General features: G+C 41.6%; 14 protein-coding genes. 6 read left to right on the top strand and 8 right to left on the bottom strand.

The window, feature by feature from the left end:
• Positions 1 to 12: 12 nt before the first annotated feature.
• Both L7A31_RS03260 and L7A31_RS03255 read right to left on the bottom strand, forming a co-directional pair.
• Positions 13 to 297: an HlyU family transcriptional regulator gene (locus tag L7A31_RS03260; protein ID WP_237360068.1), complete on the bottom strand. Its 285-nt coding sequence runs from the start codon at positions 295 to 297 to the stop codon at positions 13 to 15.
• A gap of 13 nt (positions 298 to 310) precedes the next feature.
• Positions 311 to 676 (bottom strand): late competence development ComFB family protein, encoded by a 366-nt coding sequence (locus L7A31_RS03255; protein WP_237360067.1) that lies wholly within the window; start codon positions 674 to 676, stop codon positions 311 to 313.
• A 262-nt stretch (positions 677 to 938) separates the two neighbouring features.
• Here L7A31_RS03255 and L7A31_RS03250 point away from each other — a divergent pair, with 262 nt between their 5' ends.
• Complete coding sequence (locus L7A31_RS03250) at positions 939 to 2156, top strand: GGDEF domain-containing protein (RefSeq protein WP_237360066.1); 1218 nt, start codon at positions 939 to 941, stop codon at positions 2154 to 2156.
• On the opposite strand, the gene L7A31_RS03245 is transcribed toward L7A31_RS03250, so the two are convergent.
• The gene (locus L7A31_RS03245; protein ID WP_237360065.1) at positions 2143 to 3138 is read right to left on the bottom strand and encodes a GGDEF domain-containing response regulator; all 996 of its coding nucleotides are present in this window, start codon (positions 3136 to 3138) and stop codon (positions 2143 to 2145) included. The genes L7A31_RS03250 and L7A31_RS03245 overlap by 14 nt on opposite strands.
• 138 nt (positions 3139 to 3276) lie before the next feature.
• Between L7A31_RS03245 and L7A31_RS03240 the strand changes: the two genes are divergently transcribed.
• On the top strand, positions 3277 to 3714 hold the full coding sequence (locus L7A31_RS03240) for a DUF3069 domain-containing protein (RefSeq protein ID WP_237360064.1): 438 nt from the start codon (positions 3277 to 3279) through the stop codon (positions 3712 to 3714).
• Positions 3715 to 3757: 43 nt separating this feature from the next.
• Here the strand turns inward: L7A31_RS03240 and modC are convergent, their stop codons facing one another.
• From modC to L7A31_RS03220, 4 genes are read right to left on the bottom strand one after another with little or no spacing between them, the layout of a single operon-like run.
• Positions 3758 to 4867 carry a molybdenum ABC transporter ATP-binding protein ModC gene (modC, locus tag L7A31_RS03235; protein ID WP_237360063.1) on the bottom strand — a complete coding sequence of 370 codons (1110 nt, stop codon included), beginning with the start codon at positions 4865 to 4867 and terminating at the stop codon, positions 3758 to 3760.
• Complete coding sequence (gene modB, locus L7A31_RS03230) at positions 4864 to 5553, bottom strand: molybdate ABC transporter permease subunit (protein WP_237360744.1); 690 nt, start codon at positions 5551 to 5553, stop codon at positions 4864 to 4866. The genes modC and modB overlap by 4 nt, the downstream gene beginning before the upstream one ends.
• An 8-nt stretch (positions 5554 to 5561) precedes the next feature.
• Positions 5562 to 6311, bottom strand: coding sequence for a molybdate ABC transporter substrate-binding protein (gene modA, locus L7A31_RS03225; RefSeq protein ID WP_237360062.1), 750 nt, complete (start codon positions 6309 to 6311; stop codon positions 5562 to 5564).
• A gap of 12 nt (positions 6312 to 6323) precedes the next feature.
• Entirely contained in the window at positions 6324 to 7790 is a 1467-nt protein-coding gene (locus L7A31_RS03220; protein WP_435532872.1) for a cobyric acid synthase, read from the bottom strand.
• Between the two features lie 128 nt (positions 7791 to 7918).
• Between L7A31_RS03220 and L7A31_RS03215 the strand changes: the two genes are divergently transcribed.
• Positions 7919 to 8449: a hypothetical protein gene (locus L7A31_RS03215; protein ID WP_237360061.1), complete on the top strand. Its 531-nt coding sequence runs from the start codon at positions 7919 to 7921 to the stop codon at positions 8447 to 8449.
• A gap of 53 nt (positions 8450 to 8502) precedes the next feature.
• Here L7A31_RS03215 and cra read toward each other — a convergent pair whose 3' ends face one another.
• A complete protein-coding gene (gene cra / locus L7A31_RS03210) occupies positions 8503 to 9489 on the bottom strand; it encodes a catabolite repressor/activator (protein WP_237360060.1) in 987 nt (328 codons plus the stop codon).
• 226 nt (positions 9490 to 9715) lie between these two features.
• On the opposite strand from cra, the gene fruB reads away from it, so the two are divergent.
• From fruB to fruA, 3 genes are read left to right on the top strand one after another with little or no spacing between them, the layout of a single operon-like run.
• On the top strand, positions 9716 to 10849 hold the full coding sequence (fruB, locus tag L7A31_RS03205; RefSeq protein WP_237360059.1) for a fused PTS fructose transporter subunit IIA/HPr protein: 1134 nt from the start codon (positions 9716 to 9718) through the stop codon (positions 10847 to 10849).
• A 9-nt stretch (positions 10850 to 10858) separates the two neighbouring features.
• Entirely contained in the window at positions 10859 to 11806 is a 948-nt protein-coding gene (gene pfkB, locus L7A31_RS03200) for a 1-phosphofructokinase (protein ID WP_237360058.1), read from the top strand.
• Positions 11807 to 11825: 19 nt separating this feature from the next.
• On the top strand, positions 11826 to 13559 hold the full coding sequence (fruA, locus tag L7A31_RS03195; protein ID WP_237360057.1) for a PTS fructose transporter subunit IIBC: 1734 nt from the start codon (positions 11826 to 11828) through the stop codon (positions 13557 to 13559).
• Positions 13560 to 13627 lie beyond the last annotated feature (68 nt).

The raw sequence follows: 13627 nt of genomic DNA, 5'->3' as shown, positions 1-13627 counted from the left end.
TTAAAAGAGGAACTAGGCAAAAATATCGTCTCCCATTTGGTCTATAAACATTTGAGCCTTTTTAAGCATAAACTCGTTGGCATCACTCTCAGTAGCAAGTACATCAGAACGAATAAATCTATGAGTCTTTGTATCCTCACCTATTTTTTTTGTAATCCTCCCCGCAATTCGATACTGCCCTCCCTCTTCCATCGCCTCTTGATAGATAAAGTAACCTTTGTACTCAATAGGTTCGGCTTCTACTGCTGAAGCGGGTTCTGACGTTTTTGAGCCAAATAGGCGAGAAAATAACCCCACGCGTAACTCCTTTTTAATTTTTTGGTTTTAATAACGGCTTCTCGAACCATTCTAATTCAGATTCATCATCGAGACGAGGGTGAGTGAATACTATAGGGATATCAGTATCTCTATCCTTCCTTTGATCATTCAAAATCATTGGTAACGCTGAATCAACCGCGTCTTGTGCTGCGACCTTCAATACGACCAACCGATCCTCAGGAAGCGCTGACAGAAAATCGATATCGTGACGAATATAAACAGGTTTTAGCTGCACTAAAGCCAAGCAAGCTAAATCCGCTATCTGCTCGTGATCCAGGTTAGCCGTAAACTTCTCTTGAGCTAGAACTTGGCCTACCAAAGTTTCCATATAATTGTGCACGTCGAAGCTTATTTGCATAAATTATGCTCCCTTCCATAGGTAACTCTTACTATTACATCTAATTATAGCCTTCGCTGAAATCTTTGCCGATTCCGCTAAATAACTCAAATTTTTACTCTTAAAAGGTTAAAAACGTAAACGCTGAGATCGGAATTATGACTCGTAATTCTCAAATAATTTATTGATATATACTTGGAAATTTATCAATTAGCATTATGCTTAAAGTTGGATATGAATTTTAGATAAATGTGAAAACCAAAAGGTCTATAGGCTCTATCTAATGTTTAAAAAGTTAAAAGCGTCTACTTGGTTCCACTTTTTAATGCCAGTATGTTTTTTAATCCCACTTTTAGTGGGTTTAGGTTATGGGTCTGCCTATGTTAAGCCTAGCCATGATTTTTTCATGAAGCTACCTTATGTACTGCTAGTTTGTGTTGTAGTTTTAGCTCATACATTTAAAAGAAGCCGTGTTGCTATGCTGTCTTTTACGTTGCTTATTGGCTATTGGATTATCCAACAGTTTCAACCTACTCCTGAAAACCTGTCAACGAACATTGAGTTTTCTCTTGTGGCACTGATAATGCCCGCTACCATATTTTCCATCTATCTATTTAAAGACACTGATCTACTAAATAAATCATTCTTCGTTTATGCCGTTACAATTGTATTCACGCTTTATTGGGGCTACCTGTTGCTAAAGCACTTAAAAGCAAACCCTATAAGTACAGTCGACAATGTTATTTTTTATACCCTACCAAACATTTCGAACATACCAATAATACTCATCGGCTATATGTCGCTTTGCCTTGTGGGCTCGACGACTATGTTATTCAAGTATAAGCGGCCAATTGATGTGAGTGTATACACAGCCTTGTTGTTTGTTAGCAGCGCACTGTTTTTTATTACTACCCCATACGTGCCTTGCATTCTATTTACAACCTTAGGCGCGCTACTTTTAGTCTACCTAATTTCTGCTAGTCAAAAGCTAGCCTTCAATGATCCATTGACTGGTATACCCGCAAGAAATGCAATGGAGAGCGACTTAAGAAACTTAGGTCGTAGATACTCAATCGCCATGCTAGATATCGACCATTTCAAAAATGTAAATGATGAATTCGGGCATGTTATCGGTGATGACGTTTTAAAACTGATTGCGAAAAAATTGGAGCAGCTTTCTGGGCAAGGAAAAGTATATCGATATGGCGGAGAGGAGTTTGCGATTATTTTTAAAGGCCAACGAGCAGCTGACGCGCAGGACTATCTAGAATTTCTAAGAGCTGCTATTGAGCACTATGAAATGTACACTCGCTTAAATAACAGTCATGTGAGTGACAGCGCACTAGCAAATGAAGTTGACTCAGAAAAAGTGAAAGTAACGATTAGTATTGGTCTATCTGACAACCAAAAACTATCAACCCCAGCGGAAGTCATTGAAGCAGCCGATAATGCACTCTATGAAGCTAAAGATAAGGGTCGAAACCGTATTATCTCACGCTAGATTCTTCTACGTTTTCTGGGTAAAGCTCAAATTCTGCAAGTACGAAACAGTTCCTACCTTCATTCTTAGCACGATACAGAGCCCGGTCAGCCATTCGATACAAGTCGTCGATGTTCTCCTTACCTGTAGGTATCAAACTCAACACACCTTGTGACACCGTCACGAAACCAGCACTATTATTAAATTCATGAGGGTAGCTAAGCTTGGCTAAACCTTCCTTGATACGATTAGCATGTTCCAGAGCCTTTTCTTCGCTCGTATTACTCAATAAAACGACGAACTCTTCACCACCGTATCTACCTACATAGTCTCCACTACGAGTAAATAGTTCATTTGTCATTTTGGCCAACTCTATTAGACACCTATCTCCTTCGATGTGGCCATAGTTGTCGTTGAATGGTTTAAAGTTGTCTACATCCAGTAATATAAGAGACAAAGGCGAGCCGTTACGTCCGTGCAATGCAACGAGATCTTGTAGAGAATTATCGATAAAACGGCGATTAAATAGCTTTGTTAAACCATCTTCATTCACCTGTCGTTGCAGTGCGATGTTTAATTCGGATAGTTTTGCTGATGTCCTTTTTAACTCTCGGCGCATGAAAGCAATTCTCTGCATCGCAACCAGCTTAGAATTTAGAACGAGCTTATCGACAGGCTTGGTTAAATAGTCATCCCCACCAGCTTCTATTGCTTTGGCAATCATATGGGGCTCTTCATGACCACTTAGAAAAATAATCGGTATCCAATCTGGAAACTTTTCCCTGATAGACTGAGATACTTCGAAACCATCCATTTCAGGCATGGAAACATCGAGTAACACAAGCTCTGGCTCAAATTCTGGATAAATTTGCAGGGCTTCAATTCCACTAGCGGCTGTTTCTACGATGTGTCCTAGTTGCTTGAGCCGAATAGCTAGCTGCATTCTATCAAGCTGGACGTCATCGACGAGTAGAATTCGCATTGATGAGCCTGTATTGATCATATTTCCCTCAGTCACGACACCTATTTATTAAACATATAGCATATAGTTACCCGGAACGCATTGAATATTTGGGCCATTAATATTGACATTCTACTATATGTTTTTAGCATGGCGTTATTTGTAATATGGAAAACTAATATGTCTGAGACAGTAAACAACGAAAATAATAAAGTGGATCTTGAGAGTGTCTCACCAGAGCTCCGTCACTTAATCGAGTTTGAAGAAGTTCCCGAAGAAATGCACTTAATGGTAGCGTCAATTCACGAGGCTTCTGAAAGTGTAGTGAGAGGAGAATGGGATGCCTTACCAAACAGTGCTCAGAATATCCTAGACAACTTCGAACAGTTCCATGCCCTTATCACAATCAGTCAAGCTTTTGCGAGTGTGAATACAATCGGCGAGTTTGACTCTATGGACATGCCTAGCCACCTCGACGAGAGTCAACAGGAAAGCTATAAGGCAGATATTCTGGACCAAGTTCTAAAGAACTGTATTAAAGATATGGTCAAGCAGCTGAAAAAAGCGCGCAGAGATGCAATATTGAAGCGTGATTTTCTCGAAACATTCAAAAAATAATAAATTAACTCTACCTGATACGACAGAGGTTTTTAACTAATAACTAATGGGTGAGCGCAATATCTTTTTGAGTGAGGCTCACTCCTTTTATTTGTGCATAAACCAATTGCCCTTCGTGCAAGTTTAAGTCCTCACAGGCCCAACGAGTTACAGATGCCCATAAATTGCATTCATCACTTAATCTTAGTTGAACTAATACGTTAAAATTCGAACTGTTGTTGGTTGGCATTCGCTGAATCGTCGCAATTTCCACCTCAAGTATGTTTCGAATAGAAGTCATTTCATGCTTGTTCAATGTAATCGACACATCATTCGCTCTTATCTGCAGCCGAGCCATAGACTTTATTTCGCAGTCTATTTTTTGTATCCATAAGGAGTGCGCGTTGGTTAATTGTACTTTGCTCAGCCCATATGCCTGATTGTGTTCAACAACTTGCCCCTCAAATAAACTACTCTGTTCATCACTATTAAGCCAAGGCTGCATCTCTTTCGATGCCCAAACCTTCTGTATTGGACCTGAAACTGCAACGCGTCCGCAATCAACAATGACTAAATGGTCCGCTAGTCGAATTATTTCGTGCAAGCTATGAGACACATATAAAATTGGAATTTTCACTTCCACCGCTAAGGCTTCGAGAAATGGCATTACTTCTCTTTTTCTTGGGAGATCTAATGAAGCTAGCGGTTCATCCATCAACAGAATGTCTGGCTTGGAAAGCAAAGCTCGCCCAATAGCCACCCGTTGCTTTTCTCCGCCAGATAGCTCGGAGGGGAATCGGCCTAATAAATTCTCTAGCGAGAGCATATCAAGAACTCTATCAAAGTACTTTTCATCAAATTTATCGACACCATAAAGCAGATTACCTTTCACTCTATAGTGTGGAAATAAGCGTGAGTCTTGAAACACATACCCGACATTGCGTCTATGTACAGGCTGATTAAGTTTTTTTTCTGAATCAAATAGAACATGTGTACCAACAGAAATACGACCGAATTCAGGTTTAGATAAGCCAGCAACTGCGTTAATTAATGAAGTTTTACCAGCGCCAGAACGACCAAAGATAGCCGTTATTCCCGTTTTCGGTAAATCCAAGTCAATATCAAACGAAGTAGTACCCAACATCTGTTGGTACTGAATCTTTAACGAGCTCATTTCTTCACCCCTAATCGACGCTGAGTACGCTTAGCAAACCAGTCAGAGGTAATCAAAGACACGAGAGCGATAACTATCGAAATAACACAAAGCCTTGCAGCCTGACCTTCATCCCCAGGAGTTTGTATAAATGAATACATTGCAAGCGGAATTGTCTGAGTTTCTCCCGGAATGTTCGATACAAATGTCATTGTCGCTCCAAACTCTCCTAAACTTCGAGCAAACGCTAGCATGGTTCCAGTTATTATCCCAGGCAGGATTAATGGGAGTGTTATAGTGAAAAATACACGTAACGAGGATGCGCCTAACGTTGCGGCGGCTTGCTCTAGTTTTTTGTCGACGTTATCAATACTTAAACGTATAGAACGAACCATCAGAGGCAAAGCGACGATAGAGGAAGCAAGCACTGCCCCCTTCCAATTAAAACTGAATACAAGACCAAGATGTTCAAGCAACCACTCACCGATAACGCCTTTTCTTCCCATCGTAATCAGCAAAACATAGCCAACAACAACTGGAGGTAAAACTAACGGTAAATGTATAGCGCTATCTATCAGCCCTTTTCCAACAAACTGTTTTCTAGAAAGCAACCAGCCCAAAGCAATTCCAAATGGAATCAACCAAATGACCGTGTAACTTGCGACCTTTAAGCTAAGGACTATAGCCTGATATTCGTATTCAGTAATTAACATGATTATTTTGGTTGACTAAATCCATATTGCTTTAAGATTTCTGTCGCCTGACTACTCTTCAAGTAGCTAACGAAATTAGAAACGACTTTATCTTGGTTCATTTGAACGAGCGGATAAATGATCGGTGTATGTAATTTTGCTTGGAATTCCGTCGCGATTTTCACTTTTTTCGACATCAAAGCATCTGTTTTGTAGACGATACCTAGTGGAGCTTCACCCAATTCAACTAACGCTAATGCAGCGCGGACATTCGCTGCCGGTGCCAAACGAGACTTCACCGTCTCCCAAACACCGAGTGACTCTAGGGTTTGTTTTGCATAGATACCAGCCGGAACTGAGTTTGTATCACCAACCGATAAGCGCTGTCCTTTAAGCTCATTCGCCCAACTAACTTTATTCGTTACGTTAAGTTTAACACTGGAATCACTTGGTTCTATTAACACCAAGCTATTTGCGGCAAACATAGAAATATCAGATCTCTTAATCACGTCTTTCTCTGCCAAATAACTTACCCACTTCTTGTCAGCAGAAATGAAGATATCTGCCGGCGCCCCATTTTCGATTTGTCTTGCTAGTGACGAAGACGCTGCAAAAACAGGTACAATTTTTACGTTATGATCATGATTGTAGGCGTTAATTATGGAGTTCACCGCATCTGTCATTGAAGATGCTGCGTAAATATTGATCGTACTAGAGGCGTTTGCCAAAAACGGCAGGCAAAGTGAAAACAGAAAACAAATCAGTTTTTTCATATATTACTCTTACTAATTCTTAAACAGTGTTGGCCACAACGAAGTTAAGTCGAGATGCTCTTCTATTGCATCAGCGATTCTATCGATACTATTTTGTTGTATTTGCTCGTGGGATTGAATGCGAATGTCTTTCGCACCAGCCCACTCACATATCAGACTCAATGTTTCTGGTGTGTCGAGTATTCCATGAAGGTAAGTGCCTAACACTTGTTTGCACTCACTTAACGCCCCCTCTGGCATACCGTCACTAAAACAAATTGGCTGATATTCTTCCACCCTAGTTTTACCTAGATGAATTTCATATCCGTTGACATCCACGATTTGGTCTAGTAACTGTAGTTTTCCATTTCGGTTACGTAGTTCTTTTTGAGGTGTGAACTCAGTGTAGGTATTCAAAAGCTTTAATCCTTGACACTGCGCAGGTTTTCCTTCAAATCCTTGGCTATCGCTGATTGTTTGGCCGAGCATTTGGTAACCACCACAAATGCCAAGAACTTTGCCGCCATAACGGAGGTGACGATAAATATCGACATCCCAACTTTGAGCGAGGAGATAATCCAAGTCTGAAAGCACGGACTTACTACCCGGCAAAATAATCAAGTCAGCACCTGAGAGCGGTTCTCCCTCTCCTACGAATTTAAGTTCGATATCCGGACAAGAACGAAGTGTGTCAAAATCAGTATGATTACTAATTCTTGGTAAAACAGGCACAACCACTTTTAGCTTAGTGTTTTCAGACTTAGCCTGATCAGTACAAATCGCATCTTCTGATTCTAAATTAAAATTGGGCAAGTAAGGTAAGACACCTAGTACTGGCTTACCTGTCTTTTTAGACAACCAATCTAATCCAGGCTTGAGTAGTTCTACATTGCCGCGAAACTTATTAATGACGAAGCCAACGACTCTATCCTGCTCGCTTTCACTTAATAGCGCTAAGGTACCGTATAGATGGGCGAAGACACCACCTTTATCAATATCAGCCACTATGATAACTGGCACATTAGCTTCTTCAGCAAACCCCATATTGGCGATATCATTCTCGCGTAAATTTATTTCAGCTGGACTACCTGCACCTTCAATGAGTATTGAGTCAAACTGGGCTTCGAGTTTACGAAAAGAGTCTAATACAATCGGTAAAGAAAGTGACTTGTAACTTTGATAGCCAATGGCATCAATATCACCATACACTTTGCCCTGGAAAATAACCTGTGCGCTAGTATCCGTAGATGGCTTTAACAGCACTGGATTCATATGTACAGTTGGCTCAACATGGCATGCTTTAGCTTGAACGGCTTGAGCTCGACCAATCTCTCCACCATCAGCGGTAACAGCACTATTCAGCGCCATATTTTGAGGTTTGAACGGGCTTACACACATACCTCTTCTAGCCAACACTCTGCATAATCCCGTTACTACCGCACTTTTGCCGGCATCTGACGTGGTGCCCTGCACCATTAATGCTTCAATCGTATCTTTCAATTTATATTGCCCACTGGTTCAACTTCCATCAAATTTGTTTTCTGTGAACCTATCACAAACGTCCGGCCTATTTTTTGCAGGTTTTTGTTTTTAAGTCAATATTTTGTCTCACATGACATGGAGTCACGATGTTTAATAAAGCGAAAGCTATAGCTAGCGCCCTTATTAGCTCCGCCTGCTTTCTCCCTTTTGCAGCCAATGCGAACAATTTCAGCTACAACTACTTAGAGGTATTCACGTCAATTAGCCCAGACGCTTCAGGGGTAGAGTTTAGTAATCAAATTATGGATAACGCTCACATCATTGCAAGAGCCAGCTCTCGTTTCGAGCAAGACCACGATTTGGCCGGTGGCTTCGGCTTCAATGGTCCACTTAACCAATTCGCCGATATCTATGGTCAACTTCTCATACACCAAATAAAAGACACCGAACAAGAAGGTGGAGACAGTCATGTTGAAGGCGAAATGAATGTGGGCGTCCGAGTCTGGTTTAGCGATCAATTTGAGGCAACTGGACGAGTTGGTCGGCTAGACGATAAGTCGGTATTTTATGGAGGCGTGCGTTTCCATTCTACGGATCAGCTTTCTATCTCTGCAGAGTCAAGAAATAACGGGATTTATGGACCTCAATTAACAATGTCTGTCCGATTCCAGTTTTAACTTACTATACCCAAGCAATAACGCTTGGGTATATTTTCACAGAATATTAGGTACTAGTTTCTTAGTTTAAGTTTGCGCGGTATCAGTTCAACTTTCGGTTCAGTATTGTTTCTTTTTTGCGCAGAGTTAAGCGCCAAGACCAACGCTTTACTTGATATAACATCGAATTGCTGAGGAAGGGAATTTACCTTAAAAGGTAGAAAATCAAGTAAACGGTTATCACCAAACGTCGCGAGTCTAAGATTTCGTGTTAGGTGCGGCTTTTCAACCAATACATCTAACACACCTTCAAGCAAAGTGTAAGACGTCGTGATGACGGCATCTGGCAATTTATCGCTGTAAACCCAACCTTCAAAAACCTTTTTGCCATCTTCAGCACTAAAGTTGTCGCCATAACTTAAGACGTTTTTTAAAGATAACTTCTTAGTTGCCGCAATAAACCCACTCTCCCGCTCTCTTGAGATATTCAAAGTCGGCAATGCACCAATTAAACCAATAGACTTGACGTTTTCATCGCAAACCGAACTGGCGAGTTCATAAGCCCCGCCAAAATCCTCACTAATTACACACGAAAAATGTTCATCGTCTAGCGGGCGGTCAATTGCTATAACAGGGGTTCCCGATGACTGAACTTTTAGGTAGAAGTCTGTTGCATCTTTAATAGAGCTCGCGACAAACAAAGCGTCTATGCTTCGACTTAACAATGCGTCCACCAATTTTTTTTCGGTTTCTGGGTCATCATCAGTACAACCAATCAGTATTTGGTAACCTTCTGCTCGTGATTTTTTTTCTAGAAACTTAGACAAGCGTGCATAACTCATGTTTTCTAAATCGGGGATTATTAACCCAAACGAGTGACTTACTCCCCCACGTAATGACGTTGCAACATGATTTGGACGATAGTTATTTGACTGAACAACATCCATGACCTTCTTTTGAGTCTTTTCACTAATTCTATATTGCTTAGCTTTACCGTTAACCACATAGCTGGCCGTTGTTTTCGATACACCGGCTAACTTCGCTATCTCATCTAGTGTCATATAAGTACTCTTAAATTGTGGCTTAGATCAAAAATAATCAACATTATTACTTGGAACGGTTGCATTATATACTGAAACGATTCAGCATAACAGCTGAATGGATTCAGCAAAGCAAATTATGTTAGGTAGTACGCATTTATAGTAATCGTAACTCACCTATTAAATGGCTTTGCTAAATTTTTTTATTTTTTTGCTGAACCGTTTCAGCTCATATGTGAGGCTCGTTATGCTGCAACTCAATAAAACTGATATTTCTCTACAAAGACAGAGCGATAACGCACAATCGGCTATTCATTCTCTTGCCGCCGATCTGTCCAGCAAGAAATATGTCGATGAGAAATACGTCAATGGAATGTTAGCTCGAGAGAAACAAAACACAACATACCTCGGAAACGGTATCGCAATACCTCATGGTACAACTGATACTCGTGATCTAGTTAAACAAACTGGTTTAGTCGTACACCACTATCCCAACGGTGTCGATTGGGGTGAAGGAAACATCGCGTATCTCGCTATTGGCATTGCAGCAAAATCCGATGAGCACCTAGAAATTTTAAAGCAGTTAACTAAAGTCCTATCGCAAGACGGCACCCAAGATGCGTTAAAAAATGCAGCTACTGCAGATGAAATCATCGCTATCGTTAGCGGCAATGCACAAATTAATTGTGAGTTAAACGAAAGCTTGATTCTGACTGACTTTCCCGCAACAGATTTATTGCAACTTTCAGCTGTTGGGGCAGGACTACTCAAGAATGCAGAATTTGTCGACAATCAATTTGTCGCAGAGGTGATTTCCAAGACACCAACCAATTTAGGTAACGGCTTATGGTTGGTTAATTCAGGCTTAGGGGTCAACAGAACAGCGCTGTCCATCGTTACACCGTCACACGAAGCGTCCTTTGATAATAAGCCCGTATCTGCTTTGATTACCATCGCTGCCAATAATTTTTCTCATAAAAATCAACTAGAAGTTCTAACAAAATTAATCTCAGAACAACAGCAGCACAAGATAACATCTGGTTCGAAACAAGAAATTTTAAACCTCTTTGCTCAAGAAAACACTGATAGCACCATTGCTGAAGATGGCCTGTCCGCAACGTACAAAATTAAAAATGCTCATGGGCTCCATGCTCGACCTGGCGCCATGTTGGTAGCTGAAGCTAAGAAATTTGAATCTAGTATACAAGTCGAAAATTTAGATATTTCTAGTAAGCCAGTTAATGCCAAAAGCTTGATGAAGGTAATTGCGCTGGGTGTCAAGCATGGACACAGTCTTAAGTTTACTGCACAAGGTAATGACGCAACTCAAGCACTCGAATCCATCGGGGTCGCTATAGAGTCCGGTTTAGGTGAGAAGTAAGGAGTTTCTATGACTAACAAAGTAGTAACCATCACCCTAAACCCAGCACTTGATTTAACAGGAAGCTTGGAGTCACTAAATGTTGGCAACGTTAGCCTTGTAAGCAACTCTTCGTTACATGCTGCCGGTAAAGGAGTCAATGTTGCACAAGTCTTGCGCGACCTTGGCGCAGAGGTCACCGTGACTGGTTTTTTGGGGCGAGACAACCAAGAAATGTTTTGTCAGCTTTTTGATTCTATCGGTGTTACCGATAAGTTTGTGCGTGTTCAAGGCGCGACCCGTATCAATGTAAAACTGGTAGAGAACTCAGGCTCAGTGAGTGATATTAACTTCCCGGGCGTAAAAGTCTCAACTCAAGAGATTGAGAAGTTTGAAAAGCAGCTTTTCGAACTTGCCGACACACATGAATACTTCGTACTGGCTGGCAGCTTACCCCAAGGTATATCAGTACAAATGTGTGCTTCTTGGATAGAAAAGCTAAATAAACTTGGTAAGAAAGTCCTGTTTGATAGCAGCAGAGAAGCACTAAGTGCTGGTATAAAAGCATGCCCTTGGTTGATCAAGCCGAACGATGATGAGCTGTCGTACTTAGTTAACGAACCACTCACCTCTCTATCTATGATTCAACAAGCAGCAATCAAGGTGTCAGAGGGAGTAGATAATACCGTAGTGTCTTTGGGTTCCGAAGGCGTCATGTGGTATTGCAATGGCGAATGGACTAAAGCGTCTCCCCCAACAATGAAGGTAGTTAGCACAGTCGGCGCTGGTGACACATTGGTCGCCGGTCTGTGTTGGGGTCATATGCAGAGTATGGATAAGAACCAAATCCTCTCATTCGCAACTGCTTTGTCGGCACTTGCAGTCGAACAAATCGGTGTTGGCATCCAAGACATCAACACCGTTACACAGCTACAAGAAAAAATAACAGTTACCTCTCTCAACCTAACGAAGAGATAGAAGGATAAAGGTTAATATTATGAACATCACTATTATTACCGCTTGCCCTAGTGGAACAGCTACCAGCATACTTGCCGCTGGTGTACTGGAAAAAGCAGCGAAAAAGCTTGGTTGGAATACTGCAATCGAGTGCCAATCTTCAGTCACCGATGCAGCTGTACTAACAGCCGAACAAATCAATCAGTGCGACGCGGTAATCATTGCGTCCAACACACCTATTGATGATTCACGATTTGTCGGAAAAAAAGTTTACAGAACGTCTATTTCCGAATGCTTAACCTCTCCAGAGAGCTTTCTACAAAGCGCTGTCACACAAGCTGAAGTATTGACTGAAGCCTCTTTAATCGAACCAAAACATGACAATACCAAAAAACGGATTGTAGCTATTACCGCCTGCCCAACAGGTGTTGCTCATACATTTATGGCTGCGGAAGCACTTGAAGACGAAGCAATACGTCAAGGTTACGAGATTAAAGTAGAAACTCGCGGTTCCGTAGGTGCTAAGAATCAACTAACCGCAGAAGAGATTGAAAAAGCTGACTTGGTTATCATTGCCGCAGATATCGAAGTACCGTTAGATCGCTTTAACGGCAAGTTAATGTATAGAACTAAAACCGGGCCAGCATTAAAGAAAACCAAACAGGAAATCGAACGTGCATTTGATGAAGCCCATACTTACCAGCACTCAGGAAACACCTCTACACCGGCGAAAGAAGAGAAAAAAGGTGTCTATTCACACCTTATGACAGGTGTATCGCACATGCTTCCAGTGGTTGTCGCTGGTGGCTTAATCATTGCGCTTTCTTTTGTATTTGGCATTAAAGCTTTTGAAGAAAAAGGGACTCTTGCTGCAGCACTCATGACCATTGGTGGCGGTTCTGCATTCAAGTTGATGATTCCCGTATTAGCTGGGTATATCGCCTATTCTATTGCGGACCGACCAGGTCTTGCTCCCGGTTTAGTTGGCGGTTTACTTGCTAGCTCTACCGGAGCAGGTTTCCTAGGTGGTATCGTTGCGGGTTTCATCGCAGGCTATGCTGCCAAATTCATCGCGGAAAAAGTCAAACTTCCACAGTCAATGGAAGCTCTAAAACCTATACTAATCATCCCATTTATCGCCACATTGTTTACCGGTCTTGTGATGATTTATGTAGTCGGCGGCCCTGTATCTCACCTTATGGAGTCAATGACAACATTCCTTAACAATATGGGTTCAGCAAACGCGGTACTTCTTGGCATTATTCTAGGTGCAATGATGTGTTTCGATTTAGGCGGCCCTATAAACAAAGCTGCTTATACATTTGGGGTTGGCCTACTTGCATCTCACACATATATGCCAATGGCTGCTATCATGGCCGCTGGTATGGTCCCGCCATTGGCTATGGGTCTAGCGACAATTATTGCTAAAAACAAATTCGATAAAAGTGAACGTGAAGCTGGTAAAGCTGCATTTGTATTAGGCCTGTGTTTTATCACCGAAGGTTCCATTCCATTTGCTGCCAAAGACCCTGCTCGTGTGATTCCATGTAATATGATTGGTGGCGCTGTCACCGGTGCACTGTCAATGCTATTTGGCGCGCAGTTGATGGCTCCACATGGCGGTTTGTTTGTACTACTCATTCCTAACGCGGTTACACCTGTATTTTTATACCTTGTAGCAATTGCTGCTGGTACGGCAGTAACGGGTATTAGCTATGCTTTTTTAAAAAAACGTTCTGAAGCAACACCTGAACAAGTTGCTTTAAGCAGCTAAATTAGGCCTTTTAACTTGGTCTATTTTTGAGCGCCAATCCTCTTCTTGGCGCTCTTTTTGTTCCAGAT

This window comes from Vibrio marisflavi CECT 7928 (genome assembly GCF_921294215.1).
GTDB lineage: Bacteria > Pseudomonadota > Gammaproteobacteria > Enterobacterales > Vibrionaceae > Vibrio > Vibrio marisflavi.
The sequence above is the reverse complement of the archived record's forward strand: the minus strand, read 5'-3'. Positions and strand labels throughout refer to the sequence as shown.

Coding starts and splice junctions, on each gene's coding strand:
- fruB (WP_237360059.1), top strand. CDS start 9,716: ATGCTGCAACTCAATAAAACTGATATTTCTCTACAAAGACAGAGCGAT.
- cra (WP_237360060.1), bottom strand. CDS start 9,489: ATGACACTAGATGAGATAGCGAAGTTAGCCGGTGTATCGAAAACAACG.
- L7A31_RS03215 (WP_237360061.1), top strand. CDS start 7,919: ATGTTTAATAAAGCGAAAGCTATAGCTAGCGCCCTTATTAGCTCCGCC.
- fruA (WP_237360057.1), top strand. CDS start 11,826: ATGAACATCACTATTATTACCGCTTGCCCTAGTGGAACAGCTACCAGC.
- L7A31_RS03240 (WP_237360064.1), top strand. CDS start 3,277: ATGTCTGAGACAGTAAACAACGAAAATAATAAAGTGGATCTTGAGAGT.
- modC (WP_237360063.1), bottom strand. CDS start 4,867: ATGAGCTCGTTAAAGATTCAGTACCAACAGATGTTGGGTACTACTTCG.
- L7A31_RS03245 (WP_237360065.1), bottom strand. CDS start 3,138: ATGATCAATACAGGCTCATCAATGCGAATTCTACTCGTCGATGACGTC.
- pfkB (WP_237360058.1), top strand. CDS start 10,859: ATGACTAACAAAGTAGTAACCATCACCCTAAACCCAGCACTTGATTTA.
- L7A31_RS03255 (WP_237360067.1), bottom strand. CDS start 676: ATGCAAATAAGCTTCGACGTGCACAATTATATGGAAACTTTGGTAGGC.
- modA (WP_237360062.1), bottom strand. CDS start 6,311: ATGAAAAAACTGATTTGTTTTCTGTTTTCACTTTGCCTGCCGTTTTTG.
- L7A31_RS03250 (WP_237360066.1), top strand. CDS start 939: ATGTTTAAAAAGTTAAAAGCGTCTACTTGGTTCCACTTTTTAATGCCA.